The sequence below is a fragment of the Pseudomonas sp. PDM20 genome (assembly GCF_014852575.3).
Lineage (GTDB): Bacteria > Pseudomonadota > Gammaproteobacteria > Pseudomonadales > Pseudomonadaceae > Pseudomonas.
Map to the genome: position 1 here is coordinate 4,976,761 of NZ_CM181224.1, position 24,360 is coordinate 5,001,120.

General features: G+C 64.3%; 30 protein-coding genes. 15 read left to right on the forward strand and 15 right to left on the reverse strand.

Features of this window, described 5'->3' with window-relative positions; all coding sequences use genetic code 11:
• The first annotated feature begins 118 nt into the window (after nt 1-118).
• Genes IB261_RS22865 through IB261_RS22880 form a run of 4 tightly spaced genes read left to right on the forward strand, consistent with a single transcriptional unit; the run spans nt 119 to nt 3,611 of the window.
• Nucleotides 119-1,264: an ABC transporter permease gene (locus IB261_RS22865; protein WP_192381085.1), complete on the forward strand. Its 1,146-nt coding sequence runs from the start codon at nt 119-121 to the stop codon at nt 1,262-1,264.
• Nucleotides 1,261-2,046 (forward strand): ABC transporter ATP-binding protein, encoded by a 786-nt coding sequence (locus IB261_RS22870; RefSeq protein ID WP_088416459.1) that lies wholly within the window; start codon nt 1,261-1,263, stop codon nt 2,044-2,046. The genes IB261_RS22865 and IB261_RS22870 overlap by 4 nt, the downstream gene beginning before the upstream one ends.
• Entirely contained in the window at nt 2,047-2,985 is a 939-nt protein-coding gene (locus IB261_RS22875; protein WP_081520119.1) for an MlaD family protein, read from the forward strand.
• Nucleotides 2,982-3,611, forward strand: a complete 630-nt coding sequence (locus IB261_RS22880; protein WP_192381084.1) for an ABC-type transport auxiliary lipoprotein family protein — start codon at nt 2,982-2,984, stop codon at nt 3,609-3,611. The genes IB261_RS22875 and IB261_RS22880 overlap by 4 nt, the downstream gene beginning before the upstream one ends.
• A gap of 6 nt (nt 3,612-3,617) precedes the next feature.
• Here IB261_RS22880 and IB261_RS22885 read toward each other — a convergent pair whose 3' ends face one another.
• From IB261_RS22885 to IB261_RS22895, 3 genes are all read right to left on the reverse strand, one after another.
• Complete coding sequence (locus tag IB261_RS22885) at nt 3,618-3,869, reverse strand: hypothetical protein (protein WP_151188007.1); 252 nt, start codon at nt 3,867-3,869, stop codon at nt 3,618-3,620.
• A 197-nt stretch (nt 3,870-4,066) separates the two neighbouring features.
• Nucleotides 4,067-4,273 carry a hypothetical protein gene (locus IB261_RS22890; RefSeq protein WP_045210393.1) on the reverse strand — a complete coding sequence of 69 codons (207 nt, stop codon included), beginning with the start codon at nt 4,271-4,273 and terminating at the stop codon, nt 4,067-4,069.
• A 116-nt stretch (nt 4,274-4,389) separates the two neighbouring features.
• Nucleotides 4,390-4,797 carry a hypothetical protein gene (locus tag IB261_RS22895; RefSeq protein ID WP_225605911.1) on the reverse strand — a complete coding sequence of 136 codons (408 nt, stop codon included), beginning with the start codon at nt 4,795-4,797 and terminating at the stop codon, nt 4,390-4,392.
• Nucleotides 4,798-5,081: 284 nt separating this feature from the next.
• Here IB261_RS22895 and IB261_RS22900 point away from each other — a divergent pair, with 284 nt between their 5' ends.
• From IB261_RS22900 to IB261_RS22920, 5 genes are all read left to right on the forward strand, one after another.
• Entirely contained in the window at nt 5,082-6,083 is a 1,002-nt protein-coding gene (locus tag IB261_RS22900; protein WP_192381083.1) for a D-cysteine desulfhydrase, read from the forward strand.
• A gap of 119 nt (nt 6,084-6,202) precedes the next feature.
• The gene (gene tcyJ, locus IB261_RS22905) at nt 6,203-7,003 is read left to right on the forward strand and encodes a cystine ABC transporter substrate-binding protein (protein ID WP_081520114.1); all 801 of its coding nucleotides are present in this window, start codon (nt 6,203-6,205) and stop codon (nt 7,001-7,003) included.
• Nucleotides 7,003-7,674, forward strand: coding sequence for a cystine ABC transporter permease (gene tcyL, locus IB261_RS22910; protein ID WP_171049556.1), 672 nt, complete (start codon nt 7,003-7,005; stop codon nt 7,672-7,674). Before tcyJ ends, tcyL begins: the two co-directional genes overlap by 1 nt.
• Complete coding sequence (gene tcyN / locus IB261_RS22915) at nt 7,671-8,438, forward strand: L-cystine ABC transporter ATP-binding protein TcyN (protein ID WP_081520112.1); 768 nt, start codon at nt 7,671-7,673, stop codon at nt 8,436-8,438. The genes tcyL and tcyN overlap by 4 nt, the downstream gene beginning before the upstream one ends.
• A 126-nt stretch (nt 8,439-8,564) precedes the next feature.
• A complete protein-coding gene (locus IB261_RS22920) occupies nt 8,565-9,263 on the forward strand; it encodes a pirin family protein (protein WP_192381082.1) in 699 nt (232 codons plus the stop codon).
• A 59-nt stretch (nt 9,264-9,322) separates the two neighbouring features.
• On the opposite strand, the gene IB261_RS22925 is transcribed toward IB261_RS22920, so the two are convergent.
• The 6 genes from IB261_RS22925 to ttcA form a co-directional block, all read right to left on the reverse strand.
• Nucleotides 9,323-9,985 (reverse strand): O-methyltransferase, encoded by a 663-nt coding sequence (locus IB261_RS22925; RefSeq protein WP_192381081.1) that lies wholly within the window; start codon nt 9,983-9,985, stop codon nt 9,323-9,325.
• Between the two features lie 15 nt (nt 9,986-10,000).
• Nucleotides 10,001-10,531, reverse strand: a complete 531-nt coding sequence (locus tag IB261_RS22930) for a C40 family peptidase (RefSeq protein WP_081520108.1) — start codon at nt 10,529-10,531, stop codon at nt 10,001-10,003.
• An 80-nt stretch (nt 10,532-10,611) separates the two neighbouring features.
• A complete protein-coding gene (locus IB261_RS22935; RefSeq protein ID WP_139791663.1) occupies nt 10,612-11,238 on the reverse strand; it encodes a C40 family peptidase in 627 nt (208 codons plus the stop codon).
• Between the two features lie 69 nt (nt 11,239-11,307).
• Nucleotides 11,308-12,072, reverse strand: coding sequence for an NAD-dependent deacylase (locus IB261_RS22940; RefSeq protein ID WP_081520106.1), 765 nt, complete (start codon nt 12,070-12,072; stop codon nt 11,308-11,310).
• Nucleotides 12,073-12,101: 29 nt separating this feature from the next.
• Nucleotides 12,102-12,773: a DNA-3-methyladenine glycosylase I gene (locus tag IB261_RS22945; RefSeq protein ID WP_192381080.1), complete on the reverse strand. Its 672-nt coding sequence runs from the start codon at nt 12,771-12,773 to the stop codon at nt 12,102-12,104.
• A 19-nt stretch (nt 12,774-12,792) separates the two neighbouring features.
• On the reverse strand, nt 12,793-13,620 hold the full coding sequence (ttcA, locus tag IB261_RS22950; RefSeq protein WP_192381079.1) for a tRNA 2-thiocytidine(32) synthetase TtcA: 828 nt from the start codon (nt 13,618-13,620) through the stop codon (nt 12,793-12,795).
• Between the two features lie 101 nt (nt 13,621-13,721).
• On the opposite strand from ttcA, the gene IB261_RS22955 reads away from it, so the two are divergent.
• The 3 genes from IB261_RS22955 (at nt 13,722) to IB261_RS22965 (ending at nt 15,742) form a co-directional block, all read left to right on the forward strand.
• The gene (locus IB261_RS22955; RefSeq protein ID WP_192381078.1) at nt 13,722-14,318 is read left to right on the forward strand and encodes a DNA-J related domain-containing protein; all 597 of its coding nucleotides are present in this window, start codon (nt 13,722-13,724) and stop codon (nt 14,316-14,318) included.
• Nucleotides 14,319-14,478: 160 nt separating this feature from the next.
• Complete coding sequence (locus IB261_RS22960) at nt 14,479-15,075, forward strand: Yip1 family protein (protein WP_024764594.1); 597 nt, start codon at nt 14,479-14,481, stop codon at nt 15,073-15,075.
• Between the two features lie 169 nt (nt 15,076-15,244).
• Nucleotides 15,245-15,742 (forward strand): SprT family zinc-dependent metalloprotease, encoded by a 498-nt coding sequence (locus tag IB261_RS22965; RefSeq protein WP_192381077.1) that lies wholly within the window; start codon nt 15,245-15,247, stop codon nt 15,740-15,742.
• 6 nt (nt 15,743-15,748) lie between these two features.
• On the opposite strand, the gene IB261_RS22970 is transcribed toward IB261_RS22965, so the two are convergent.
• Both IB261_RS22970 and IB261_RS22975 read right to left on the reverse strand, forming a co-directional pair.
• Nucleotides 15,749-16,930, reverse strand: coding sequence for a CaiB/BaiF CoA transferase family protein (locus tag IB261_RS22970; protein WP_192381076.1), 1,182 nt, complete (start codon nt 16,928-16,930; stop codon nt 15,749-15,751).
• Nucleotides 16,931-16,972: 42 nt separating this feature from the next.
• Entirely contained in the window at nt 16,973-18,112 is a 1,140-nt protein-coding gene (locus IB261_RS22975; protein WP_192381075.1) for an acyl-CoA dehydrogenase family protein, read from the reverse strand.
• Between the two features lie 145 nt (nt 18,113-18,257).
• Between IB261_RS22975 and IB261_RS22980 the strand changes: the two genes are divergently transcribed.
• The gene (locus IB261_RS22980; protein WP_192381074.1) at nt 18,258-18,722 is read left to right on the forward strand and encodes a GNAT family N-acetyltransferase; all 465 of its coding nucleotides are present in this window, start codon (nt 18,258-18,260) and stop codon (nt 18,720-18,722) included.
• Nucleotides 18,723-18,835: 113 nt separating this feature from the next.
• Here IB261_RS22980 and IB261_RS22985 read toward each other — a convergent pair whose 3' ends face one another.
• Nucleotides 18,836-20,152, reverse strand: a complete 1,317-nt coding sequence (locus IB261_RS22985; RefSeq protein ID WP_081515835.1) for an OprO/OprP family phosphate-selective porin — start codon at nt 20,150-20,152, stop codon at nt 18,836-18,838.
• A gap of 300 nt (nt 20,153-20,452) precedes the next feature.
• Between IB261_RS22985 and IB261_RS22990 the strand changes: the two genes are divergently transcribed.
• Entirely contained in the window at nt 20,453-21,367 is a 915-nt protein-coding gene (locus IB261_RS22990; protein ID WP_192381073.1) for a DedA family protein/thiosulfate sulfurtransferase GlpE, read from the forward strand.
• A 90-nt stretch (nt 21,368-21,457) separates the two neighbouring features.
• Here IB261_RS22990 and IB261_RS22995 read toward each other — a convergent pair whose 3' ends face one another.
• The 3 genes from IB261_RS22995 to IB261_RS23005 are packed head-to-tail and all read right to left on the reverse strand — an operon-like array spanning nt 21,458 to nt 23,423.
• On the reverse strand, nt 21,458-21,697 hold the full coding sequence (locus tag IB261_RS22995) for an anti-sigma factor family protein (protein ID WP_081515839.1): 240 nt from the start codon (nt 21,695-21,697) through the stop codon (nt 21,458-21,460).
• Entirely contained in the window at nt 21,691-22,299 is a 609-nt protein-coding gene (locus tag IB261_RS23000; RefSeq protein ID WP_192381072.1) for an RNA polymerase sigma factor, read from the reverse strand. Before IB261_RS23000 ends, IB261_RS22995 begins: the two co-directional genes overlap by 7 nt.
• A 2-nt stretch (nt 22,300-22,301) precedes the next feature.
• Nucleotides 22,302-23,423 (reverse strand): beta-ketoacyl-ACP synthase III, encoded by a 1,122-nt coding sequence (locus IB261_RS23005; RefSeq protein ID WP_138215363.1) that lies wholly within the window; start codon nt 23,421-23,423, stop codon nt 22,302-22,304.
• Between the two features lie 424 nt (nt 23,424-23,847).
• On the opposite strand from IB261_RS23005, the gene IB261_RS23010 reads away from it, so the two are divergent.
• The gene (locus tag IB261_RS23010; RefSeq protein ID WP_138215364.1) at nt 23,848-24,360 is read left to right on the forward strand and encodes an ankyrin repeat domain-containing protein; all 513 of its coding nucleotides are present in this window, start codon (nt 23,848-23,850) and stop codon (nt 24,358-24,360) included.

A 24,360-nucleotide genomic window follows, 5' to 3' on the forward strand; every position in this document is an offset into this window, starting at 1 on the left:
GCCTGGGGCGTCAATTGAACAGGATGTCGCCGGGCTTGTCCCAGCAGCAGGCGGCCGCTCTACAATGCGACACACCTGTCCAATCATGGCACTGTGTAACTCCGCTAGAATGCGAACCATGACGATGACCGCCCAGCCCGGCCAGCTTCAGCTCGACACCTCCGCCAGCCCACCGCTGATGCATGTCAGCGGCGACTGGACGCTCGCGCATTTCTCCGCGCTGGAAGCCCAGGTAGCCGCCCAGCGTCACGCCGAGTCCCCCGCCGCGCTGGACTTCGCCGGCCTCGGCGCGCTGGACACCGCCGGCGCCGCACTGCTCGCCGAGATCATCGGCGGCGCGCGCATGAGCCAGCTGGAACAGATCGCCCGCAACCTCCCCGCCGAGCGCCAGGCATTGCTGCGCGCCGTCGGCAGCGCCATCACCCAGTGCCGCCTGGACGAAAAGGCGCCAGAGCCCGGCAACGCGCTGGTCGACGTGCTGGAACGCATCGGCATCGCCACCCTGACCTTCCGCGAGCACCTGGTCGGCCTGCTCGGCTTCATCGGCCTGACCCTGCAGACGCTGCTGCACAACCTGCTGCGCCCGCGACGCTGGCGGCTCACCTCGCTGGCCGCGCACATGGAGGAAACCGGGCTGGACGCCGTGCCCATCGTCGCCCTGCTGACCTTCATGGTCGGCGCGGTGGTGGCCTTCCTTGGCGCCACGGTGCTGCAGAAATTCGGCGCACAGATCTATACCGTCGACCTGGTGGGCTTCTCCTTCCTGCGCGAATTCGGCGTGCTGCTCACCGCGATCCTGCTCGCCGGCCGCACCGCCAGTGCCTTCACCGCGCAGATCGGCTCGATGAAGGCCAACCAGGAAATCGACGCCATCCAGGCCCTGGGCCTGGACCCTGTGGAACTGCTGGTGTTGCCGCGGGTGCTGGCGCTGCTGCTGACCCTGCCGATGCTGACCTTCCTGGCGATGATCTCCGGCATCTTCGGCGGCGGCGTGGTCTGTGCCCTCGCCCTGGATATCTCGCCGCGCATGTTTCTCTACATGCTGCAGAACGACATTGCCGTGCAGCACTTCCTGGTCGGCATCGTCAAAGCCCCGGTGTTCGCCTTCATCATCGCCGTGATCGGCTGCCTGGAAGGCTTCCGCGTCAGCGGCAGCGCGCAGTCGGTGGGCGAGCACACCACCTCCAGCGTGGTCCAGTCGATCTTCGTGGTGATCCTGCTGGATGCGGTCTTCGCGCTGTTCTTCATGGAGATGGGCTGGTGAGCGAACCGATCATCGTCGTCCGCGACCTCGCCAACCGCTTCGGCACCCACGCCGTGCACGAGCACCTGGACCTCGACGTGATGAAGGGCGAGATCCTCGGCGTGGTCGGCGGCTCGGGCACCGGCAAATCGGTGCTGCTGCGCAGCATCATCGGCCTGCGCCAGCCCAGCGAAGGCAGCGTGCATGTCTTCGGGCAGAACCTGCCGGCGCTGCCGCCGCTGGAACGCTCGAAGCTGGAAAGGCGCTTCGGCGTGCTGTTCCAGAACGGCGCGCTGTTCTCCTCGCTGACCGTGAGCGAGAACATCTGCCTGCCGCTGATCGAGCATGCCGGGCTGTCCCGCGCCGATGCGCAGTTCATGGCCAAGGTGAAGATTTCCCTCGCCGGCCTGCCGCCGGATGCCGGCGGCAAATACCCGGCCGAGCTTTCCGGCGGCATGGTCAAGCGCGCCGCCCTGGCCCGCGCCCTGGCGCTGGACCCGGACATCCTGTTCCTCGACGAACCCACCGCCGGCCTCGACCCCATCGGCGCGGCGGCTTTCGACCAACTCATCCTGACCCTGCGCGACGCCTTCGGCCTCACCGTGTTCCTGGTCACCCACGACCTGGACACCCTCTACACCATCTGCGACCGCGTCGCCGTGTTGTCGCAGAAACGCGTGCTGGTGGTGGGGCCACTGGACCAGGTCGCCCAGACCGATGACGCCTGGGTGCAGGACTACTTCCACGGCCCGCGCGGCCGTGCTGCGCTGCAGGCCACCGAACACCTGCGGGAGGAAAGCTGAATGGAAACCCGTGCCCATCACGTGCTGATCGGCCTGTTCACCCTGGTCGTGTCGATCGGCGCGCTGCTCTTCGCCCTGTGGCTGGCGCAGTCGAGCAACGACCAGAAGTACAAGATCTACGACGTGATCTTCAACGAGGCGGTGACCGGCCTGTCCGAGGGCGGCACCGTGCAGTACAGCGGCATCCGCGTGGGTGACGTGGTGTCCCTGCGCCTGGACCCGAACGACCCGCGCAAGGTCCGCGCACGCATCCGCGTCTACGACAGCACGCCGATCCGCGAAGACACGCGCGCCAAGCTGGCCCTCACCGGCGTCACCGGCCAGGCCATCATCCAGCTCTCCAGCGCCGCCCAGGACAGCCCACCGCTGGCCAGCAAGGACGGCGAGGTGCCGGTGATCAAGACCATCCCCTCGCCCTTCGCCAAGCTGCTGGCCAACGGCGAAGACATCGCCACCAACATCAACAACCTGATCAACAACGTGAACCGCATGTTCTCCCAGGAGAACGTCGACCGCATCAGCCGTACCCTGGACCACATCGACCAGGCCACCGGCGTGGTCGCCGAGCAGCGCGACGACATCCGCCAGACCTTCAAGGAACTGGCCGCCGCCAGCGAGCAGGCGCGCATCACCCTGGCCAACGCCAGCCAGCTGCTCGAACGGGCCAACCAGACTCTGGGCGGCAAGGGCCAGGACATCCTCGACGACACCCAGAAGACCCTCGCCTCCCTGCGCACCAGCAGCGAACGCGTGGAACAACTGCTGGGCAGCAACTACGACTCGGTGAATGGCGGCCTCAATGGCCTGGGCGAGATCGGCCCGGCGATCCGCGAACTGCGCTCCACCCTGGAAGACCTGCGCGGCGTCACCCGCCGCCTGCAGGAGAATCCCACCGGCTACCTGCTCGGCCGCGAGCGCAACAAGGAGTTCCAGCCATGACCGCCCTTCCCCGCCTGCTCGGTGTCGCCGCCCTGGTCAGCCTGCTGGGCGCCTGCTCGATTCTCCCGGAAGCGGAGAGCCCGGACTTCTACCTGCTGCCCGCCACCCAGCAACCCGCGCGCAGCAATGCGGCGGTCAACTGGTCGCTGCGCGTCAGCGCCCCCAACGCCAGCCTGGCGCTGGACAGCAACCGCATCGCCGTAGTCCCGCAGGGCAACCAGCTGAGCAGCTACCAGGGCGCGCGCTGGAGCAACCGCGCACCGGGCCTGCTGCGTGACCGCCTGCTCGACGCCTTCACCGCCAACGGCAGCGTGCGCGCCCTGAGCAGCGACGAAGCCAGCCTGCAGGCCGACCTCGACCTGACCGGCGAGCTGCGCGCCTTCCAGAGCGAGTACCAGAACGGCCAGCCGGTGATCCACATCCGCTACGACGCGCGCCTGGTGCGCACCCTCGGCCAGCGCATCGTCGCCTCGCGCACCTTCGAAGTCCGCCAGCCGGTGGACGGCAAGCAGGTACCCGAAGTGGTCAGCGCCTTCGGCAAGGCGGCCGACCAACTTTCCGCGCAGGTGGTGGAGTGGACGTTGCAGCAGGGGCAGATGCAGAAGCTCACGCCACCTGCCCCGTAAGAGGGCTCAGCGACAGTGGTAGGGGCTTTCGCCCTCCAGCTCCTGGTCCGTTTCCACGTCCTTGATGGTGACGATGGCCTTCGGATAGACCGAGCAGAGTGAGTTGCGCACCGTATAGATGCCGCTGCCGTGGGCGAGGAACTTGCCGTTGCTCAGGGCCTTGCCGGATTCGTCACGGGCGCTGACTTCGTAATTGCCGGTCATGGTGATGCAGCCGGCGAGCGCCAGCAGGGAAAGGACGGGAACGAGGACTTTCATGGATTCTCCTTGGACGCGAGGCGCCCCTTCTGCCGGGGCATAGGGCGCAGGTGTCTATCCGTGACGGGTTCGCGAGAGCGGGAATGGCCAGCCAGCATGGCAAGGCCGATGCGGATACGACCGATGCCGGTCGCCGCAGTTCAGCCAGCCCCCCCCGCAAGAGCGCCGGCTGACGGTGTTTCAGACGAGAGGTTGCCTCAGCGCTTGCCCATCGAGCGACGCGAGCCGCGCGGATGCGGCGGGCGGTACTCGGCCTGGTCATGAGGCTTGCGATGCTGGTAGGCGGTTTTCGCCTGCTGCTGCGCAGCAAGGGCGGCCTTGGCCAGCTCGGCCAGGGAGAGTTTGGGTTGTTCCTGCGCGTTGTCGGCGCTTTCGTCGCGGGGCGGCTGCTGAGAGGACGTCATGGGTAGACCGGTTCTGAAAGGTTTGAAACGGTGCACATGATAGCCGAAGTCGCCCTCTTCCGGCTGCCCGCCCGCACGAGCGGCGTGGGCAGACCTTCAACCCGCAAGCAAAGCCATCAACTCGTCGGCGGGAACAGCGTGTCCGGACGGGTCACGTACTCGGTCGCTTCCGCTTCGGTCATCACCCAGATCTGGCTGATCCGGCTATCCAGGCCCATCTTGATGCCGACGAACTTGCCGGTGATCTTCGGCAGCATGCCGTAGACCATGAAGCGGTTATTCTCGTCGCGGATGCGGATGGTGACCGACAGCGGGTAGCTGATGGTCTTCTTGTACAGCCCGATGGTGATCACCTGGCGCAACAGGCTCGGCTTCGGCCGCTTGAGGGTGATCACCGGGTACACCGCGCTATCGACGAAACCCACCATCATCCCCGAGGGAATCACCCGGTCGGCCAGCGCCGGGCTGCTCAGCCCCAGCATCAGGGCCAGTGCGCCGAGTAGCTGAAGCGTCCAGCGTTGCAACGAAGCGCGTGAAAGTACTGCTGATATCATCGGATTTCCCGCCCTGGTTTTCCTGTTTTCGTTATCGCCCGGTTATGGCTTCCGGATCTGAGCGTGGAGCGTAGCGGTTCGCTGCGCCGCTGTCCGCACATTGATTCACAGCCTCCGGAGATTCCCACGGCAAGTTCGCGGATCGTCGCGCGACATTCCCGTGCAGGTCGGCGTCACGCGGCCGCCGGCCACATTGCGGCCGCCCCGCGCGCGCTCTATCGTGACGCATCCCGCCGTCACTCCGAGAACCCGCCATGAGCTCCCTGCGCGAAGCCCTCGCCGGCTTTTCCCGACTCGACCTGGCCGGCGGCCCGACGCCACTGGACAAGCTGGAGCGGCTGTCCGCACAGCTGGGCCGCGAGCTGTACGTGAAGCGCGATGACACGACGCCCTTCGCCCTGGGCGGCAATAAGGTACGCAAGCTGGAGTTTCTCACCGCCGATGCCCTGAAGGCCGGCGCCGACACGCTGGTTACTGCCGGGGCTATCCAGTCCAACCATGTGCGCCAGACTGCCGCTGTCGCGGCGAAGCTGGGCCTGCGCTGCGTGGCGTTGCTGGAAAACCCCATCGGCACCGATGACCACAACTACCTGAGTAACGGCAACCGCCTGCTGCTGGACCTGTTCGGCACCGAAGTCGAACTCGTACCCAACCTCGATACCGCGGACGAGATGCTGGCGCAAACCGGCGAGCGCCTGCGCCGCGAAGGCCGCAAGCCCTACCTCGTGCCCATTGGCGGTTCCAATGCGTTGGGCGCCCTGGGTTACGTGCGCGCCGGGCTGGAACTGGCGGAGCAGATTCATGGCAGTGGCCAGGAATTCTCCGCCGTGGTGCTCGCCTCCGGCAGCGCCGGAACCCATGCCGGCCTGGCAATCGCCCTGGCCGATTCCCTGCCGGAACTGGATGTCATCGGCGTGACCGTCTCGCGTACCGACGCAGCACAACGACCGAAAGTCGAAGGGCTGGTTGAACGCACGCTGGAACTGCTCGGCCACGACGCGCCGGCCCTGCCGAAGGTGCAACTGTGGGACGAATACTTCGGACCGCGCTACGGCGAACCCAATGCCGGCACGCTGGAGGCGGTGCGCCTGCTGGCAAGCCAGGAAGGCCTGTTGCTGGACCCGGTGTACACCGGCAAGGCCATGGCCGGATTGCTCGACGGCATCCGCCGTGATCGCTTCGTGAAACCCGGGCCTATCCTGTTCCTGCACACCGGAGGTTCGCCGGCGCTGTTCGCCTACCATTCGGCGAATTGACCTACCTAATAATCAGAACTAGGTATGTAATTTTTTATTATTTTATTGCATAACGATTCTGCCCATATAGTCGCCACGCGTTGACTAACCTGCTTAAAACACCAAAAACGGGGACCACCATGACCTTCTCCGCACTACGACGTCACTTCCTGCTTGCCAGCCTGACCCTCTCCCTCGGAGCCAGCCTCTTCGGCCAGGCCCAGGCCGCCGACGACCTGCTCGCCCAGATCAAGTCGAAAGGCGAAGTCCGCGTCGGCCTCGAGGGCACCTACCCACCCTTCAGCTTCCAGGACGAGAACGGCAAACTCGCCGGCTTCGAAGTGGACTTCTCCCACCTGATCGCCAAGGAACTGGGCGTCACCGCCAAGCTCCAGCCAACCAAGTGGGACGGCATCCTCGCCGCGCTGGAGTCCAAGCGACTGGACCTGGTGATCAACCAGGTAACCATCTCCGAGGAGCGCAAGAAGAAGTACGACTTCTCTGACGCCTATACCGTTTCCGGCATCCAGGCGCTGGTGCGCAAGGGTGACGAAGGCAAGTACGACGCGCCGGAGAAACTGGCGGGCGTGAAAGTCGGCGTGGGCCTGGGCACCAACTACGAACAGTGGCTGCGCGAACACGTGCCGCAGGCTGACGTGCGGACCTACGAAGACGACCCGACCAAGTTCCAGGACCTGCGCAGTGGCCGCATCGACGTGATCCTGGTGGACCGTCTGGCGGCCTTCGACATGGTCAACAAGACCAAGGGCGCCATGGCGCTGACCGGCGCCCCCTTCGCCCGCCAGGAAGCCGGCATCGCCCTGCGCAAGGGCAACCCCGAATTGCTCGCGGCGCTGAACAAGGCCATCGAGAAGTTCAGGGCCGACGGCACGCTGAAAAAACTGTCGGAGAAGTGGTTCCAGGCTGACGTCACCCAATGATCGAAGAAAGCCTGCAGCTTGCGCTGGATTCCGCGCCCTTCCTGTTGAAGGGCGCGGTCTTCACGGTAGTCCTCAGCGTAGGCGGCATGTTCTTCGGACTGCTGCTCGGATTCGTTCTGGCGCTGATGCGCCTGTACGGTTTCACCCCCGTGCGCTGGATCGCGCGCATCTACGTGTCGTTCTTCCGCGGCACGCCGTTGCTGGTCCAGCTCTTCATGATCTATTACGGCCTGCCCCAGGCCGGCATCGAACTCGACCCGCTGCCGGCGGCGCTGATCGGCTTCTCGCTGAACATGGCCGCCTACGTCTGCGAAATTCTCCGCGCCGCCATCGGCTCCATCGACAAAGGCCAGTGGGAAGCCGCCGCCAGCATCGGCATGACCCGTGCCGAGACCCTGCGCCGGGTGATCCTGCCGCAGGCCGCGCGCACTGCCCTGCCGCCGCTGGGCAACAGCTTCATCTCGCTGGTCAAGGACACCGCCCTGGCCGCCACCATCCAGGTCCCGGAACTGTTCCGCCAGGCCCAGCTGATCACCGCACGCACCTTCGAGGTCTTCACCATGTACCTCGCTGCGGCGCTTATCTACTGGATCCTCGCAAGCATCCTGTCGCACCTGCAGAACCGCCTGGAAGACCGGGTCAACCGCCATGACCAGGAGCACGACGCATGATCGAAGTACGCCAGCTGACCAAGCAGTTCCGCGGCCAGGAGGTGCTCAAGGGCATCGACCTGACCGTCGAGGCCGGCGAAGTGGTCGCGATCATCGGCCCCAGCGGCTCGGGCAAGACCACCCTGCTGCGCTGCCTGAACCTGCTGGAGGCGCCCAACGGCGGAACCATCAAGGTCGGTGCCATACTCATCGACGCATCCAGGCCGCTCAGCGGCCAGCAGGGGCTGATCCGCAAGCTGCGCCAGCACGTGGGCTTCGTCTTCCAGAACTTCAACCTGTTCCCCCACCGCACCGCGCTGGAGAACGTGGTGGAAGGCCCGATCATCGTGAAGAAGGAGCCCCGCGCCCAGGCCATCGAGCGCGCGCGCCAGTTGCTGGCGAAGGTCGGGTTGGCGGGCAAGGAAGACTCGTACCCCAAGCGCCTCTCCGGCGGCCAGCAGCAGCGCGTCGCCATCGCCCGCGCCCTGGCCATGCAGCCGGACGTGATCCTGTTCGACGAGCCCACCTCGGCACTGGACCCGGAGCTGGTCGGGGAGGTCCTGTCGACCATCCGCGGCCTGGCCCAGGAAAAGCGCACCATGGTCATCGTCACCCACGAGATGAGCTTTGCCCGCGACGTCGCGAACCGGGCGATCTTCATCGACAAAGGCGTGATCGTCGAACAGGGAGACGCCAAGGCGCTGTTCGCCCATCCCCGGGAAGAGCGCACTCGCCAGTTCCTCAGCAAGTTCCTCGACCAGGGTGAGAAGCGCGCAGCCGAATAAAATCTAATTATTCGATCAATATACGCCGATATTTGCGCTTTTTTATCGATCAAGTGCGAGAGAAGATAGTCCCATGAACCGCGCGGACTGGCCCACCGGCCAGCCGCGCCCCACGAGGACTAAGTCATGATCGAACGCAGACCCTTCCAGCAACTCGGCGGCGCCAACCACGGCTGGCTCAACGCCAAGCACCACTTCTCCTTCGCCGAATACTACGACGCCGAGCGTATGGACTGGGGCAACCTCCGCGTCTGGAACGATGACGAAATCGCCGCCGGCACCGGCTTCCCGCCGCACCCGCACCGCGAGATGGAAATCATCACCTACGTCCGCCAGGGTGCGATCACCCACCAGGACAGCCTGGGCAACAAGGGCCGTACTGAAGCGGGCGATGTGCAGGTGATGAGCGCAGGCTCGGGCATCGTGCACTCCGAGTACAACCTGGAGAAGGATGTCACCAAGATCTTCCAGATCTGGATCATCCCTTCGGTACGCGGCGGCACGCCGTCCTGGGGCGCCAAACCCTTCCCGAAAGGCGACCGAGCGGGGCGCTTCGTGACCCTGGCCAGCGGCTACGAGAACGACACCGACGCCCTGCGCATCCGCGCCGAAGGCCGCCTGGTCGCCGCCACTCTGAAGGCTGGCCAGACCGCCGAGTACGAACTGGGCAACGGTCGCCGCGCCTACCTGGTGCCGGCAACCGGCAAGGTCGAGGTCAACGGTGTCGAACTGCAGGCCCGCGACGGTGCCGCCATCGCCGACGAGACGGTGGCGAAGGTCACGGCGCTGGAAGACAGCGAAGTGATCCTGGTCGACGTAGCCTGATTCAGGCGCAGGAAACAAAAAAGGCACGCCAACTGGCGTGCCTTTTTTCTGCCTGGATTTCAGCGCTTGCGGCAGAGGCTCATGCCATCGCCGATCGGCACCAGCGAGTAATCCACGCGCTCATCCGTCTTCAGCGCCAGGTTGAGCTGCTGGATCGCCCGCGTGTCCGCACTTTCCGGATTAGTCTCCAGCACCCGTCCGCTCCACAGCACGTTGTCGAAGATCACCAGGCCGCCCTCGCGCAGCAGGGTGAGGGCGTGCTCCAGATAGGCGGGATAGTTCGCCTTGTCCGCGTCGATGAAGACCAGGTCGAAGCTGCCTTGCTGATCGCCAGCCACCAGGGCCTCCAATGTGGCCAGAGCGGGGCCGAGGCGCAGTTCGATGCGCGAATCGACGCCAGCGTCACGCCAGTAGCCTCGAGCGATTTCGTTGTACTCACCGGGAAGATCACAGCAGAGGATGTGGCCGCCTTCTGGCAAAGCTTCGGCCATGCACAGGGCGCTGTAGCCGGTGAACGTGCCGATCTCGAGGATGCGTTTGGCGCCAGTCAGCCTGACCAGCAGGGCAAGGAACTGCCCCTGTTCCGGAGCGACCTGCCAGCGGGACATCGGCAGGTTGGCCGTCTCGGCGCGCAGGCGTGCCTTGACGGGGGAGTCGCGCAGGGAAACGTCGAGAAGGTACTGGTAGAGAGAGTCGTCCAGGTTCAGCGTGCGGGTGGTCATGGGCCCTCCTGAAGATCAGGGGTGGAGGGCGAGACTCTGCACGGCAAGGACACGCTTGGCTTCCAGGAAGGCTTTCTGCCAATAGGCGCTGTCAAGGCTGTCCAGGCGTACGGTCCCGCCCGTTCTGGGCGCATGAACGAAGCGCCCTTCCCCGACATAGATACCTGCATGGCTGACGCCACGTCCACCGCTGGTGGCGAAGAACACAAGATCGCCGCTTTGCAGGGACTCACGGCCAACGGTGGGCGCGCGCAGGGTAATCATCTCGCGGGTGGAGCGCGGCAGCATCAGGCCGGTGGCATCGCGGTAGACATAGCCAATCAGGCCACTGCAATCGAATCCGCCGTCGGGCGTGTTGCCGCCCCAGCGATAGGGAGTACCGACCAGGCCAATGGCACGGATCAGGACATCGTCAGCAGCCTGGGTGTTGTAGACGGGAGCAGTGGGCGCATTCACCACGGGGGGCGGCGACGGCGGGGTACGACTGGCACAGGCGGCCAGCGAGGCGAGAGCAGCGAGGAGAATGATGCGCTGAGGAACGAGCATGTGATGGCATCCCGTCAAGGAGTGCCATCACTTTGTACCAACAGTGAGTTGAGCGCAATACTTAAAGTAAAACTTTAAGTTTAGCGAGTCACTGTCTTCGGCTCGAAGCCGGGCTCGAGTACGCGCTTGGCTTCCATATAGCTCAGGCGCCAGTAGCTCTCGTCCAGGCTGTCCACTCGCACACCACCGCCACGGCGGCTGGCGGAGTGGATGAACTGTCCGTCACCGATGTAGATGCCGGCATGGCTGACCCGACCGCGACCACGGTTGTTGAAGAAGATCAGGTCGCCCGGCTGTAGGTCTTCTTTCGAGACCAGCGGGACATCCATGTTGATCATCTCACGCGTGGAGCGCGGCAGGCTGATGCCTGCTTCTTCGCGGAACAGATAGCCCACGAAACCGCTGCAATCGAAGCCGGTCCGCTCGGATTTTCCGCCAAAACGGTACGGCGTACCGATCAGCGAGAACGCGCGATCCAGAATGTCGGATACATGGGCAGTCGAACTGCCGTTATCGTTTTTGGCCCCCTCGTCCTGCGACTCATTCATCAGCGCTATGTTGTGCTGATTGACCTGGAACGCTGCTCGAGTGGCAGGCACTGAAGCGACCTGGTTCGGCTGCGATTCCGGCGAATGGCTGGCGCAAGCTGCCAGCAGCAGAACGAAACTCATGGGCACGAGGGGTGCTAAGCGTTTAAGCATGGGCACGACCGTGTCTCATTAGCTCCATTTATTAGCGGGCTAATTTGCCCGCTCAATGGGGCCAATGCAAGTTTTTTATCGAGGAATGTGACTTAGCAGGCGCGGCATAATGTCTAAGGCTCGACCAACCATTCTTTCTTCGACCACCGAACTGAGGTCGGTCAGACCCGGATTTACCTCGGCGGTAAAGCCTCCCGCGTCCCGCGTGCGCAGCACCGGCTCGATGATATAGGGGAAGCTCGCAGTGGTCCCCACCAGCAGAACGGCATCGAATCCCTTGCGCAATTGCGCATAGAGCGTGTCGATCGCCTCCTCCGGCAGCATCTCCTCGAACAGCACCACTGGCGGGCGCAATACGCCTGCACAGCGCGCGCATTTCGGCGGCAGCGGGCCATCGAGATGCCCGGCCAGTTCGCTGCTTTCCAGACCGCACGACTGGCAGTACAGCGGCGCCAGCTCGCCATGAATCTCGATCAGCCGCTCCGACGGCGAACCAGCACGACGATGGAAGCCATCGATGTTCTGCGTCAGCACCCAGCACTCCGGCTTGAGCCGTTGCAGTTCCGCAATGGCATCGTGGCCGGCGTTGGGCTGCGCATTGAGACAGGCCTTGCCCAGTTCAGCCAGGTATTTCCAGCACAACGCCGGGTCCTTCTGCAGCATCGGGCCGGAGATCGCCACCTCGATGGGTATCCCTTCCGCCGTGCGTCCGTTGTAAAGACCGCCCAGGCCGCGATAGGTCGGCATGCCCGAGTCCGCGGACAGCCCGGCGCCAGTGATCACCAGGATGCGTTCGGCGCGGGCCAGTGCCGCGCCGGTGCGTTCGACGGCCGAAGCCATGCGCCCCTCCCTCGCGGCCGGGCCGCGCGTCAGTGATTGACCGTGTACGACAGCATCATCGAGATATGGCACAGCGGACGGCCACTTTGTTCCTGCCAGGTGTTGAACGCAGTTTGAACCAGCGCCAGGTCCTTCAGGCTGGTCGGCGTCTTGTCGACGATTTCCTGGGCTTTGAGCGCCGCGACCACATCATCGCTGAGAACGAAGGTGTCCGTCCCGGCCATGCGCAGGAAGCGCGGCGCGGACATGCCGCCCAGCTGATTGCCCCGCTTGGCCAGCAGCTTCCAAAGGCTGACGATATCGCTGGACGGCCAGTCGGCCAGCAGTTTGCCGAAGCTGCCGTATTCCCGAGCGATGTCGAGGACGAACTGGGCGTTGCGCGGCACGCTCTTGAGCTTGCCGAGGTGACGGATCAGCCGAGTGTCCTGCATCAGGTTTTCCAGGCGCTCGCCGCCCATCAGCACGACCTTCTCCGGATCGAAGCCGAAGAAGACCTCCTCGAAGGCCGGCCACTTGGCGTCCACCAGACTGTGCTTGAGCCCCGCGCGGAAGATGCGCAGGCTGATCAGCGACAGGTAGCGATCATCACTGACCGCCGCCAGTTGGGCCGGAGACCTGGCCTGCGGCAGACGGGCTTCCAGCGCTTCGACCGAGCCGAAGCGGTTCAGGCAGTATTCGTACAGCCACGGGTAATCGCGCATCGGGCGTCCTTGCGAGGTCTTACAGGTTCATCACGTCGAGGAAGCGCGGAGTGGCGGTCTCGTCGATGCGCAGGCTGTTGAAGTCGAACAGGTTGCGGTCGGCCAGTTGCGACGGCACCACGTTCTGCAGGGCGCGGAACATGATCTCGGTGCGGCCCGGCGACTTGCGCTCCCATTCCAGCAACATTTCCTTGACCACCTGCCGCTGCAGGTTTTCCTGCGAGCCGCACAGGTTGCACGGGATGATCGGGAACTCCTTGAGCACCGAGTAGGCCTCGATGTCCTTCTCGTTGCAGTACGCCAGCGGACGGATTACCACGTTGCGGCCATCGTCGGACAGCAGCTTGGGCGGCATGGCCTTGAGGGTGCCGCCGTAGAACATATTAAGGAAGAAGGTTTCCAGGATGTCGTCACGGTGGTGCCCCAGCGCCATCTTGGTCGCGCCAATCTCGTCGGCATAGGTATAGAGGGTGCCACGGCGCAGGCGCGAGCACAGCGAGCAGGTGGTCTTGCCCTCCGGGATTTTCTCCTTCACCACCGAGTAGGTGTCCTTCTCGATGATGTGGTACTGCACGCCGACGGACTCCAGGTACGCCGGCAGCACGTGCTCGGGGAAGCCAGGCTGCTTCTGGTCCATGTTCACCGCAACGATCTCGAACTGGATCGGCGCCACCTTCTGCAGGTACAGCAGGATGTCCAGCAGGGTGTAGCTGTCCTTGCCGCCGGACAGGCAGACCATCACCTTGTCGCCGTCCTCGATCATGTTGAAGTCGGTGACCGCTTCGCCAACCTGGCGGCGCAGGCGTTTCTGCAGTTTGTTCTGGTTGACCGAAAGGGTGCTGGCCATGGTGCTCTGGAATCCGAAGGGCAAGACGAAAAGCCGGTCATTTTACGCGCAAAGCGACGCGTACCCCAGCCCCTCTATCGGCCTACTGCTAATCTGACCGCATGACGCCTGATCTCGAACCTTCCCTCGACCTGACGGACCAGCTCCTGCAGCTGTTGCGGGAAGCGCCTGAAGGAATCTCCGAATTCCAGCTGATCCAGCACTTGAAGGCTCGGCATTCCACCCACGTGCCCAACCTGCCGCTGACCGACAAGCTGGTGCTGTTCCGCACCCATTTCCTGGTGTTCAACGCGCTCTATCGCCTGCGCGACCGGCTCTGGGAGGAGAACGCCGCGCACCTGGAGATCGGCCCGCTGCAGATTCGTCTCTCTCCTTATATGAGCGGTGTCCAGGCGCTCGGCGAGCAGGATGCCCTGCGCGCCTACTACCTCGATGAGAAACACCTGAAGGAAACCACCGAGCGCGACGTGGAGAAACTGCTGGAAAGCTTCTGGACGCGCATGCAGGGCAACGAGGAAAAGGCCGCGGCGCTGGCCCTGTTCGAGCTGGAAGACGGCCCGGTGGACTACGCGCTGATCAAGCTGCGCTACCGCCAGTTGGTCAACCAGCACCACCCCGACCGGGGCGGCAGTACGACGCGCTTGCAGTCGATCAACAAGGCCATGGAAATTCTGGAGCGCTATTACAGCCGCCCGTGAAACTTCCATTTGCTCTAACCCCACGGACGACGTGGCCTGCAGCCATTCCTATACTGCGACTTAAGGTCGCATAGGTCGGCCGGGCACCGGATGACGCTGGCTACGCGTATTCGGCGCCTCGCTGGGGGGCGACCTTCTATAAGAAGAGGAGAATGCTGACATGATCCATCATGTGTGGGGGCTCTTCACCCATCCCGATCAGGAATGGCAGGACATCCGTGGCGAAGAAGAATCCATCAGCCACATGTATCTGACGCACGTCCTGATCCTCGCTGCCATCCCGGTCATTTCCGCCTACATCGGCACCACGCAGGTCGGCTGGGTATTGGGCAATGCGGGACCGGTCAAGCTGACGGCCGCCAGTGCGATCCAGCTGACCATCATGACTTACATCGCCATGCTCGCCGGCGTCGCCGTGATGGGCGCCTTCATCCACTGGATGGCCCGTACCTACGACGCGTCGCCATCGCTGACCCAATGCATAGTGTTCGCCGCGTACACCGCTACTCCGCTGTTCATCGGCGGCCTGGCGGCGCTCTATCCGCACCTGTGGCTGGGCATGATCATCGGCACCGCCGCGATCTGCTACACCGTCTACCTGCTCTATGTCGGCATCCCAACCTTCATGAACATTCCCAAGGATGAAGGTTTCCTGTTCTCCAGCTCGGTGCTGGCGGTAGGACTGGTGGTGCTGGTGGCGATGATGGCCCTGTCGGTCATCCTCTGGGGCAGCGGCGTCGGCCCGGAATACACCTGATTGCACGACACGAACGGAAAACCGGGCCCCAGCGGCCCGGTTTTCTTTTGCGTGCTTGCCTGAAACTCGCCCGGCTTGCCTGAACCTGCACCCCGGACGAGCGGCCGCGAGAAATCCTCCACCCGCGCTCCGACTGCGGCATAATCTGCCCCCGTCGGAGAACCACTGTATGCCTGAACAGCTCAACGCTCGCGTCGAAGCCTGCTACCAGCAGGCCGAAGCCTTCTTCCAGCGGCGCTTTCCCCGCCCGGAAGTCAGCTTCCGGCTACGCGGCCAGAAGGCCGGCGTCGCCCACCTGGATGAAAACCTGCTGCGCTTCAACCCGCAGCTGTACCAGGAAAACCACGAACACTTCCTGCAGCAAACCGTGGCCCATGAAGTGGCGCACCTGATTGCCCACCAGATGTTCGGCCCGCGCATTCGCCCGCATGGCGAGGAGTGGCAGCTGATCATGCGCGGCATCTACGGTCTGCCGCCCGATCGCTGCCATACCTACGAGATCAAGCGCCGCCGCTCCACCCGCTACCTGTATCGATGCCACTGCGGCGAGGGCAATGAATTCCCCTTCTCGTCCCAGCGCCACAACCTGGTCGCCCAGGGCCGCCGCTACTACTGTCGGCGCTGCCGTGCGACGCTGATCTTCACCGGTGAAACCCGCCGCGAGTGACACCGCTCAGGCGATAGCCTTGGCTGCCTTGAGCGCCGCAACCTGCTCGTCGGTGTAACCCAGTTCCGCCATCACTTCTGCCGTATGCGCCCCCAGCGCAGCACCGATATGCCGTGGCTCGGGCAGGCCGGCGGAGAAACGGATCGGGCAGGCCATCTGCCGTTGCTCGCCGCCCTTGCCGTTGGGCACCCGGGTGACTAGGCCGCGCTCTGCCAATTGCGGATGCTCCACCGCCTCGGCCAGCGACAGCATCGGCTCGACGCAGGCGTCCAGCGCAGCGAAGCGCTCCTGCCACTGGGCGAAATCCTGTTTCTCGAACTCGATGGCAATCTCGCGCTTGAGCGCCTGCTGCTCTTCCGGACTGGGCGACAACCCCCGCGCCGCCAGCTCCGGACGGCCGATGGCGGCACAGAACTGCTGCATGAATTGCGGCTCCAGGCTACCCACCGAGAACCAGCGGCCATCGCGGGTGCGGTAATAGTCGTAGAAGCTGCCGCCATTGAGCGCCAGGCCTTCCATCTCCGGCTCCACGCCCGCCGCGAGATAGCCTGCGCCAGCCATGCCATGCAGGCTGAAGGCGCAGTCGGTCATGCTCACGTCGACCTGCTGCCCCTCCCCCGTCTGCTGCCGGTGGATGACCGCCGCCAGCAGGCCCATCACGCCGTGCAGCGAACCGCCGCCGATGTCCGCCAGTTGCACGCCCAGCGGCAGCGGGCCGCTCTCGCGGCGGCCGGTGTAGCTGGCAACGCCGGCCAGGGCCAGGTAGTTGATGTCATGCCCGGCGCGGTCGCGCAGCGGCCCGGTCTGGCCGTAGCCGGTGATCGACACGTAGATCAGCTTCGGGTTGATCGCTTTGAGCGCCTCGTAGCCCACGCCTAGCTTGTCCATCACGCCGGGGCGGAACTGCTCCAGCACGATGTCGTACTCCTGCACCAGTTGCTTCACCACTTCCACCGCCTCGGCCTGTTTCAGGTCCAGCGCGATACAGCGCTTGTTGCGGTTTAGGTAGGCGTGACTGGCGGAGGTACCGTCCACGTGCGGCGGCAGTACGCGCACCAGGTCCATGCGCGTGGGGGATTCCACGCGCAGCACCTGGGCGCCCATGTCGGCCAGCAGCAGCGAGGCGAACGGCCCCGGCAGCAGGGTGGAAAAATCGAGGATCTTCAGTGAGGCGAGCGGGCCGTTCATGGGCACTCCTGTTTCGCTCAATCGATGCGTGGGCGCCGCGCCTCAGAGCTTCATGCCGCGGCTGATGATCTCTTTCATGATCTCCGACGTACCGGCGAAGATGCGCTGGATGCGCGCGTTCGCGTACATCTTGCAGATCGGATACTCCCACATGTAACCCCAGCCGCCGTGCAGTTGCACGCCTTCATCGACCACCTTGCACAGCAGCTCGGTGGTGAACAGCTTGGCCTCGGCGGCCACTTCGGGGGTGAGCTTCTTCTGGTTGTGATCCATCACGCAGCGATCGGTGAAGACCTGTGCCACGTCGATCTGCGTGCGCATCTCGGCGAGCTTGAAACGGGTGTTCTGGAAGTGCGCCACCGGGCGGTCGAAGGCCTTGCGCTCCTTCACGTAATCGACGGTCGCGTTCAGCGCCGCCTCGGCGCCGGCCACCGCGCCGCAGGCGTTGGTCAGGCGCTCCTGGGCCAGCATGTTCATCAGGTAGAAGAAGCCGCCCTTGGCATCGCCCAGCAGGTTCTCCTTCGGCACTTTCACGTTGTTGAAGAACAGCTCGGCGGTGTCCTGGCTCTTCATGCCCAGCTTCTTCAGGTTGCGCCCTCGCTCGAAGCCTTCCATGCCACGCTCGACCACGAACAGCCCCATGGCGTGCTTGTTCGCCGGGTCGGTCTTGGCCGCGACTATCACCAGGTCCGCCAGCAGGCCGTTGGAGATGAACACCTTGGAACCGTTGAGGACGAAGTGGTCGCCCTTGTCCACCGCCGTGGTGCGCATGCCGGCCAGGTCGGAGCCGGCGGACGGCTCGGTCATCGCGACCGCCAGGATACTCTCGCCACGGATGATCCCCGGCAGCCAGCGGGCCTTCTGCTCGGCGTTGCCGTACTCGGCGATGTAGGGGCCGCACAGCGCCGAGTGCAGCGGGATCATGAAACCCGGCTCGTTGATGGCGGCCAGTTCCTCACACATGATCTGTTCGTAGCGGAAATCCTTCAGAGCGGTTCCGCCGTACTCCTCTTCCGCCCAGGGCAGCAGGAAGCCCTTCTCCCCCGCCTTGCGCCAGACACTGCGGTCCACCACGCCGGCTTCCTCCCATTCCTCCTGGTGAGGCACCACTTCCTTGTTGAGGAAGGATCGGAAGGCATCGCGGAACAGGTTGTGCTCGGTCTCGAAGTGATTGCGCAGCATGGTCGACTCCCGGTGGGTTGAGTGCCCGCAGGGTAGGTGCTGGCTGCGCGCGGCCTCAATGACGCGAGCGCTCAGGGTCGATTGACGCAATCGCCCAGCAGATGCGAGTGTGAAACTTCCCAAAGCTGCACCGGAGAGCGCCCGCATGCAGATTCGCCCTTTCCAGCTGGGTGACATCCCGCCGTACGAAAGCTGGTTCGAGGATCCTCTGCTCGATGCACAACTGGGCCCGATGGATCGCTATTGGCTGGAACAGGTGCTGAAGGATGCGGACAAGGCCCAGTACAGCATTCTGCGTGGCGGCCAACTGATCGCGGTGGTGGGGGTTTGCCTGCCCACCGCGGCGCATCCGTACTACTTCGTCACCGATCTTGCCGTGCGCCCGGAGTTACGCGGCTCGGGTGTCGGGCGCGCGGTGATGACGCTGGTGATGAGCCGGCCGGAACTGCAGAGCAGCCCCTTGTGGCGGGCCAGCGTGAGGCCGGACAACCCGACGGCACTGGCTTTCCTCATCAAGCTGGGCTGGACGCGGCTGGAAATGGGCAATCCGTTCGATGAACTGCTGGAGTTCGAATTCCGCCGACGGCCAGCGGGGCCTGGTTTCCGTTGAGGCAAACCCTGCAGGAGCAAGCTCACTCCTACAGAAAGACGGTCCAACTCCCATAAAAAAACCCCGCCGAGGCGGGGTTTACACAAAGGAGTCAAACGGTAGAGCGGTCGTTCTTAGAACACGTACTGCAGACGGGTCACGACACCGTTGCCGTCGTCGTCGCCGTTGGCATTGCGGATGCCGTCGGTGCTGACGTGAACATAGTCCAGGGAGACCTTCACGGCTTCGTTGGCGTACCAGTTCACACCGATGGTGTTGGTGCTGGCCTTGGTGTCGCCCACGTCGCGGGTGGCGGTAGCCACGACCACGTTCGGGTCATCAACCTTGATGTGGTCGTAACGGTAGAAGACTTCCCAGGCACCGATTTCCTTGTTGGACGGCTTGATGGTGTCGAACTTGGCGCCATCGAGCTTGTACACGCGGGATTCACCAGTGATGGTGTAGGCCAGCTGGCCGTAGTAACCGTCAGCCTTGATGTCTTCGTAAGCGTCGGCATCAGCCTTCAGCTTGCGCTTCAGGTATTCGGCCTGAGCGGAGAACGGGCCGATGGCGTAGGCGAATTCAGCACCCCAGGTGGAGTCGTCCTTGTAGGAACCGGCCGGGCTCAGGGTGGCGCCGCCGAAGGTAGCGCGGTTGCCGTTGTCGCCAGCGTCGTTACCGCCGTTGGTGGCGATGCCACGCATGCCCAGACGCGGACGGATGCGGGAGTCGAAGGCGGTGTCATCCAGGTCACGGTAGGCGTAGTCCACGCCAACGTGCAGGACGTTGCCGTCGGTGTTCAGCGGAGCGAACACGCCGCGGAAGTTGAACTGCTTGACGCTGTCGCCGTCGGTGTCGTCGGCGTCCTTGGCGTAAACGCCGGCGTCCAGGTAAGCCATGTTGGCGACGACGCCGCCAACCTGGGCACCCATGCCGTCCTGGTGGGTGTTGATCCAGTCAGCCAGTTCGTACGCGGAGGTACGCTCGGTAGCGGTGACCCACTTGGAGCTGGTGGCTTTTTCCAGACCGAAGTCCGGGTCGAAGCGGCCGAACTTCAGGGTGACCGGGCTGAAGCCGGTGTAGCTGAAGGAGGCTTCGTCGAAGTAACCGTTGTCAGCGTTACCGGAGTTGTGGGACATGTCGTAGTTGATCTGGTATTTCCAGTCTTTGTAGACAGTGCCGCCCAGTTCCAGGTAGGCGCGGCGGAAGTAGGCGCCGTCACCGTTGTTGCCGTTCTTGGTGTAGAAACCATCGAAGCGGCTGTAATCCGCTTGCAGACGGCCACCGAGCTTGAAGCTGAATTCCTTGTCGGTGGTGCCGACTTCAAGACCGCCTTTGGTCTTGATTACGATATCGGCGCCATCGGTGGTGACTGTGCCTGCGAAAGCCTGGGCGGAAACGGCCAGTGCCAGGGCAGTGGCGGCGTAACCGGCGAAGTGCTTACGGATCATCGAAGATTCCCCTTAATGGTATTTGCGTTGAACACGCCGAGTGCCTGGCTGCTGCGCGCCCCCCAAGGACTCGCACAGGCCGTTCTGGCGGCCCCCGTTTGTGTTGCTGGGAATCTTGGCGAGGGGTTATTTCAGATCAGTTGCTCGTAGATAAAACTTTTATTACAAAGGAACTTTTGATTTCCTTATGGCATAAAGGTCCTAAGCCATGTCCCACTAGGCCTTCAGGCATTTCTGAAGGCCGCTTTACCGGTATGCTGTCGCCTTCCCCAGGAAGACCGTTCCCGCCCAGGCTTTCCCATGCACGAACTGCAACCCCTGATCCAGCAGCACGGCCTCACCTTGCTGTTCTTCAACGTCCTGCTCGAGCAGTTGGGCCTGCCGATCCCGGCCTACCCGGCGCTGATCGTCGCCGGCGCCCTGGCGCTGCAAGGCAGCGGCGTGCCGCTGGGCCAGGCACTGGCAGTGGCCGTCTGCGCCTGCCTGATCGCCGACCTGATCTGGTTCTGCGCCGGGCGGCACTATGGCGGCTTCATGCTGCGCAGCGTGTGCAAGGTTTCGCTGTCGCCGGACAGCTGCATTCGTCAGAGCCAGAGCTTCTATCTGCGCGTCGGCCCGCGCGCGCTGCTGATCTCGCGCTTCCTCCCCGGGGCCAGCGCGCTGACCACCACCATGGCCGGCATGACGCGCACGCCGCTACCGCGCTTCCTCGCCTACGACTGCGCCGGAGCGGCGCTCTGGGCCGGCTCCGCGCTGCTGCTAGGGAGTATTTTCAGCAGCGCGGTGGACCGCATCCTCGACCTGCTCACCGAGTACGCCAGCGTCGGCGTCGCGGCGTTACTCGGCGCCTTCGCGCTGTTCATCGTCTGGAAGCTCTGGCAGCGCTTCAGCCTGCTCAAGCGCACCTCGCGGATACCGCGCATCAGCGTCGACGAGCTGCGGGCGCGCCTGGACGCTGGCGAGCCTCCGCTGATTCTCGATGTGCGTGCGCAGTTCGATGACGAGGCGATTCCCGGCTCCATCGCCTTCCGCCTGGACGGGGCGCTGGACGAACTGCGTGGCAGCCTGGAGGACAAGGACGTGGTGATCTATTGTGCCTGTCCCCACGAGCTTTCCGCGGCGATGCTGGCGGAGCGGCTGCAGGCGTTCGGACACCCGCGGACGTGGGCACTGTCGGGCGGGTTGGATGCGTGGCGAGCGCAAAGTCTGGGCTGAGGATTCGGCTGCAGGACCGTCATCGCACGGACGTATCCGGCAAGCGCTACGAGGTGTTCATCCCGCGCCGACTGCACAGGTCCGAATGATTCAGCGCCGCGCGCTGTCGCGGCGCAGTTCGGCGAGGTGGTCGGCCAGGCGTTCCGAGTCGGGTCGCGGCGGGTCCGGCAGCAGGCGCAGGGTGGCCTGGGCCAGACGCATCTGTCGCAGATAGCGCCGGCAGTTGCGGCACAGCAGGAGATGCCGGCGCAGCGCAAGTTTCTCGCGCCAGCCCAGCTGTTCGTCCAGCAGGTCGCTGGAGCGTGCCACCAGTTCCTTGCAGGTCAGCATTCCCCGGTCTCCTCGAAGTGCTCCACGGTGGCAAACACCTTCAGTCGCGCACGGTGCAGCAGCACCCGGACATTGGAGAGCGAAACCTCCAGCAGATTACAGATCTCCTCCAACTCCAGCCCCTGGCGTTCGCGCAGCAGCAATACGCTGCGCTGCAGTTCGGAGAGGCTGAGCAGGGTCTTTTCCAGGCACAGGCGCAGTTCGTCCTCGGCCAGCAGGGCTTCGGGCGAGTCCTCGTGCCAGGCCAGCGGCGCCGGGCTCCAGTGGCCGTCGGCGGCGAAGCGGGTTTCGTCGAGGCTGCCGTGGGGCGCAGGCAGGTCGTCCAGCGAAACGTCGCGGCGGACCTTGCGCAGGCGCGATTTGGCGGTATTGGCAGTGATGGTCAGCAGCCAGGTCTTCAGGCTGGAGCGACCCTGGAAGCCATCGAGGTTGCGCACCGCAGCGAGCCAAGCGTCCTGCACCACTTCATCGGCATGAGCGGCGCCGACGATGGCGATGGCCACGGCGCGCATCGCACCCTGGTAGTTGGCTACCAGAGTGCGGAAGGCCTGCTGGTCACCGGCCAGCAGGCGCGACAACAGCTCGCTGTCGTCGGCGGGCACGATCAGCGCTTGCGCAGGATCACGCTGCCGATGGAGTAGCCGGCGCCGAAGGAGCTCAGCACGCCGATGGAGCCGGCGGGCAGGTCGTCCTGGTACTTGTGGAAGGCGATGACCGAACCGGCGGAGCTGGTGTTGGCGTAGGTATCGAGGATCACCGGCGCTTCGTGGGCCTCGGCGTCACGGCCGATCAGCTTGCGGGTGATCAGCAGGTTCATGTTCAGGTTGGCCTGGTGCAGCCAGTAGCGCTTCACGTCGCTGACCGGGATGTCGTTCTGCGCCAGGTGTTCGCCGATCAGCTCGGCCACCATCGGGCAGACGTCCTTGAACACCTTGCGGCCTTCCTGCACGAACAGCTTGTCACGGCTGCCGATGCCCTCTTCCGCCGCGCGGTTGAGGAAGCCGAAGTTGTTGCGGATGTTGTTGGAGAACTGGGTCAGCAGCTTGGTGCTGACCACGTCGAACTGGTGCTCGCTGGTGGCCTGGTCGGCACGCTCGATGACCACGGCGGTGGCCGCGTCGCCGAAGATGAAGTGGCTGTCGCGGTCGCGGAAGTTCAGGTGGCCGGTGCAGATTTCCGGGTTGACCATGAGGATCGCGCGGGCCTGGCCCAGTTGCACGCTGTTCACGGCGGCCTGGATGCCGAAGGTGGCCGAGGAGCAGGCGACGTTCATGTCGTAGCCGAAGCCCTGGATGCCGAGGGCAGCCTGCACTTCGATGGCCACGGCCGGGTAGGCCCGCTGCAGGTTGGAGCAGGCGACGATCACCCCGTCGATGTCTTCGGGGGTGCGGCCGGCACGCTGCAGGGCCTGCTTGGCGGCGGCAGTCGCCATCTCGCAGAGGATGCCCCAGTCTTCGTTGGAGCGCTCCGGAATGCGCGGCGCCATGCGCTGCGGATCGAGGATGCCTTCCTTGTTCACCACGAAGCGGCTCTTGATACCGGAAGCCTTTTCGATGAACGCCGAGCTGGACTCGGACAGTGCTTCGACTTCGCCCCTGGCGATGGCTTCGGCATTCTGCTCGTTGTGACTGCGGACGTAGCTGTTGAAGGATTCCACCAGTTCATCGTTGGAGATGCTGAACGGCGGGGTATACAGGCCGGTTCCGCTGATCACGACTTTATGCACGGTCAATCCTCTTCTCAATCTGCGCCGCCGGGCCGGGCGGCAAGGTTAGGCATCAAGGTGCCCGCCCATTGGCCGGCACTGGATATTCGTCGCTCCGCGTCCTGGCGCGAAGGCTTCGGGATGGCGATCCCCGCAACAGGGCAGTGTGCCACTCCCACCGACGGTGGGCACCTTTGCCCGCCCGGCGGTTTGCGGTTTCACCCCAGGTGCAACCGCTGATCGCTGATTATGCTGCAATTTTCGCCGAAAAGTCGCCGTGCGAGGGCGGCATTTGCGCAAGATCATGGACATAAATCACGCCACGCCTGCCCTGGAGCAACGGATTGAAATTTTCCACCGGCACCATAGGCACAGTGTTGGCGCGCCCAGGCGCGCCAGTCCTTATCCTTCAGTGCATTCCCGACTTTGCCAAGGAGACTTCAGGATGAGTGCCGCGAACCGCCCGGAAATGGACGAACAGACCCTGGAATTCGCCAATCAGGTGATCGACCTGGCCCGCCAGGGTGATACCCCGCGCCTGACCGAACTGCTGCAGCAGGGCCTGCCGGCCAACCTGCGCAACCACAAGGGCGACAGCTTGCTGATGCTGGCCAGCTATTACGGCCACCACGACACCGTTGGCGTGCTGCTCGATCACGGCGCCGACCCGGACCTGCGCAACAACGCCGGGCAGACGCCGCTGGCCGGGGCCGCCTTCAAGGGCGATCTGGAGATGGTGCGCCTGCTGCTCAGCCGGGGCGCGCAGGTGGAAGGCGTCTCCCCCGATGGCAAGACCGCATTGATGATGGCGGCGATGTTCAATCGCCCGGAGATCGTGCGCTGCCTGCTGGAACACGGCGCCGACCGCGAGGCCCGCGACGCCAGCGGCCTGACGGCGCTGGCCGCGGCGAAGATGATGGGCGCGGCCGATACCCTGGCATTGCTCGAAGCCGCCTGA

Excerpts from the sequence above, each read along its gene's own strand:
- IB261_RS22865 (WP_192381085.1), top strand. The coding sequence starts at position 119 with ATGACGATGACCGCCCAGCCCGGCCAGCTTCAGCTCGACACCTCCGCC.
- IB261_RS22875 (WP_081520119.1), top strand. The coding sequence starts at position 2,047 with ATGGAAACCCGTGCCCATCACGTGCTGATCGGCCTGTTCACCCTGGTC.
- IB261_RS22880 (WP_192381084.1), top strand. The coding sequence starts at position 2,982 with ATGACCGCCCTTCCCCGCCTGCTCGGTGTCGCCGCCCTGGTCAGCCTG.
- IB261_RS22885 (WP_151188007.1), bottom strand. The coding sequence starts at position 3,869 with ATGAAAGTCCTCGTTCCCGTCCTTTCCCTGCTGGCGCTCGCCGGCTGC.
- IB261_RS22890 (WP_045210393.1), bottom strand. The coding sequence starts at position 4,273 with ATGACGTCCTCTCAGCAGCCGCCCCGCGACGAAAGCGCCGACAACGCG.
- IB261_RS22900 (WP_192381083.1), top strand. The coding sequence starts at position 5,082 with ATGAGCTCCCTGCGCGAAGCCCTCGCCGGCTTTTCCCGACTCGACCTG.
- tcyJ (WP_081520114.1), top strand. The coding sequence starts at position 6,203 with ATGACCTTCTCCGCACTACGACGTCACTTCCTGCTTGCCAGCCTGACC.
- tcyN (WP_081520112.1), top strand. The coding sequence starts at position 7,671 with ATGATCGAAGTACGCCAGCTGACCAAGCAGTTCCGCGGCCAGGAGGTG.
- IB261_RS22920 (WP_192381082.1), top strand. The coding sequence starts at position 8,565 with ATGATCGAACGCAGACCCTTCCAGCAACTCGGCGGCGCCAACCACGGC.
- IB261_RS22925 (WP_192381081.1), bottom strand. The coding sequence starts at position 9,985 with ATGACCACCCGCACGCTGAACCTGGACGACTCTCTCTACCAGTACCTT.
- IB261_RS22930 (WP_081520108.1), bottom strand. The coding sequence starts at position 10,531 with ATGCTCGTTCCTCAGCGCATCATTCTCCTCGCTGCTCTCGCCTCGCTG.
- IB261_RS22940 (WP_081520106.1), bottom strand. The coding sequence starts at position 12,072 with ATGGCTTCGGCCGTCGAACGCACCGGCGCGGCACTGGCCCGCGCCGAA.
- IB261_RS22945 (WP_192381080.1), bottom strand. The coding sequence starts at position 12,773 with ATGCGCGATTACCCGTGGCTGTACGAATACTGCCTGAACCGCTTCGGC.
- ttcA (WP_192381079.1), bottom strand. The coding sequence starts at position 13,620 with ATGGCCAGCACCCTTTCGGTCAACCAGAACAAACTGCAGAAACGCCTG.
- IB261_RS22955 (WP_192381078.1), top strand. The coding sequence starts at position 13,722 with ATGACGCCTGATCTCGAACCTTCCCTCGACCTGACGGACCAGCTCCTG.
- IB261_RS22960 (WP_024764594.1), top strand. The coding sequence starts at position 14,479 with ATGATCCATCATGTGTGGGGGCTCTTCACCCATCCCGATCAGGAATGG.
- IB261_RS22965 (WP_192381077.1), top strand. The coding sequence starts at position 15,245 with ATGCCTGAACAGCTCAACGCTCGCGTCGAAGCCTGCTACCAGCAGGCC.
- IB261_RS22970 (WP_192381076.1), bottom strand. The coding sequence starts at position 16,930 with ATGAACGGCCCGCTCGCCTCACTGAAGATCCTCGATTTTTCCACCCTG.
- IB261_RS22975 (WP_192381075.1), bottom strand. The coding sequence starts at position 18,112 with ATGCTGCGCAATCACTTCGAGACCGAGCACAACCTGTTCCGCGATGCC.
- IB261_RS22980 (WP_192381074.1), top strand. The coding sequence starts at position 18,258 with ATGCAGATTCGCCCTTTCCAGCTGGGTGACATCCCGCCGTACGAAAGC.
- IB261_RS22985 (WP_081515835.1), bottom strand. The coding sequence starts at position 20,152 with ATGATCCGTAAGCACTTCGCCGGTTACGCCGCCACTGCCCTGGCACTG.
- IB261_RS22990 (WP_192381073.1), top strand. The coding sequence starts at position 20,453 with ATGCACGAACTGCAACCCCTGATCCAGCAGCACGGCCTCACCTTGCTG.
- IB261_RS22995 (WP_081515839.1), bottom strand. The coding sequence starts at position 21,697 with ATGCTGACCTGCAAGGAACTGGTGGCACGCTCCAGCGACCTGCTGGAC.
- IB261_RS23010 (WP_138215364.1), top strand. The coding sequence starts at position 23,848 with ATGAGTGCCGCGAACCGCCCGGAAATGGACGAACAGACCCTGGAATTC.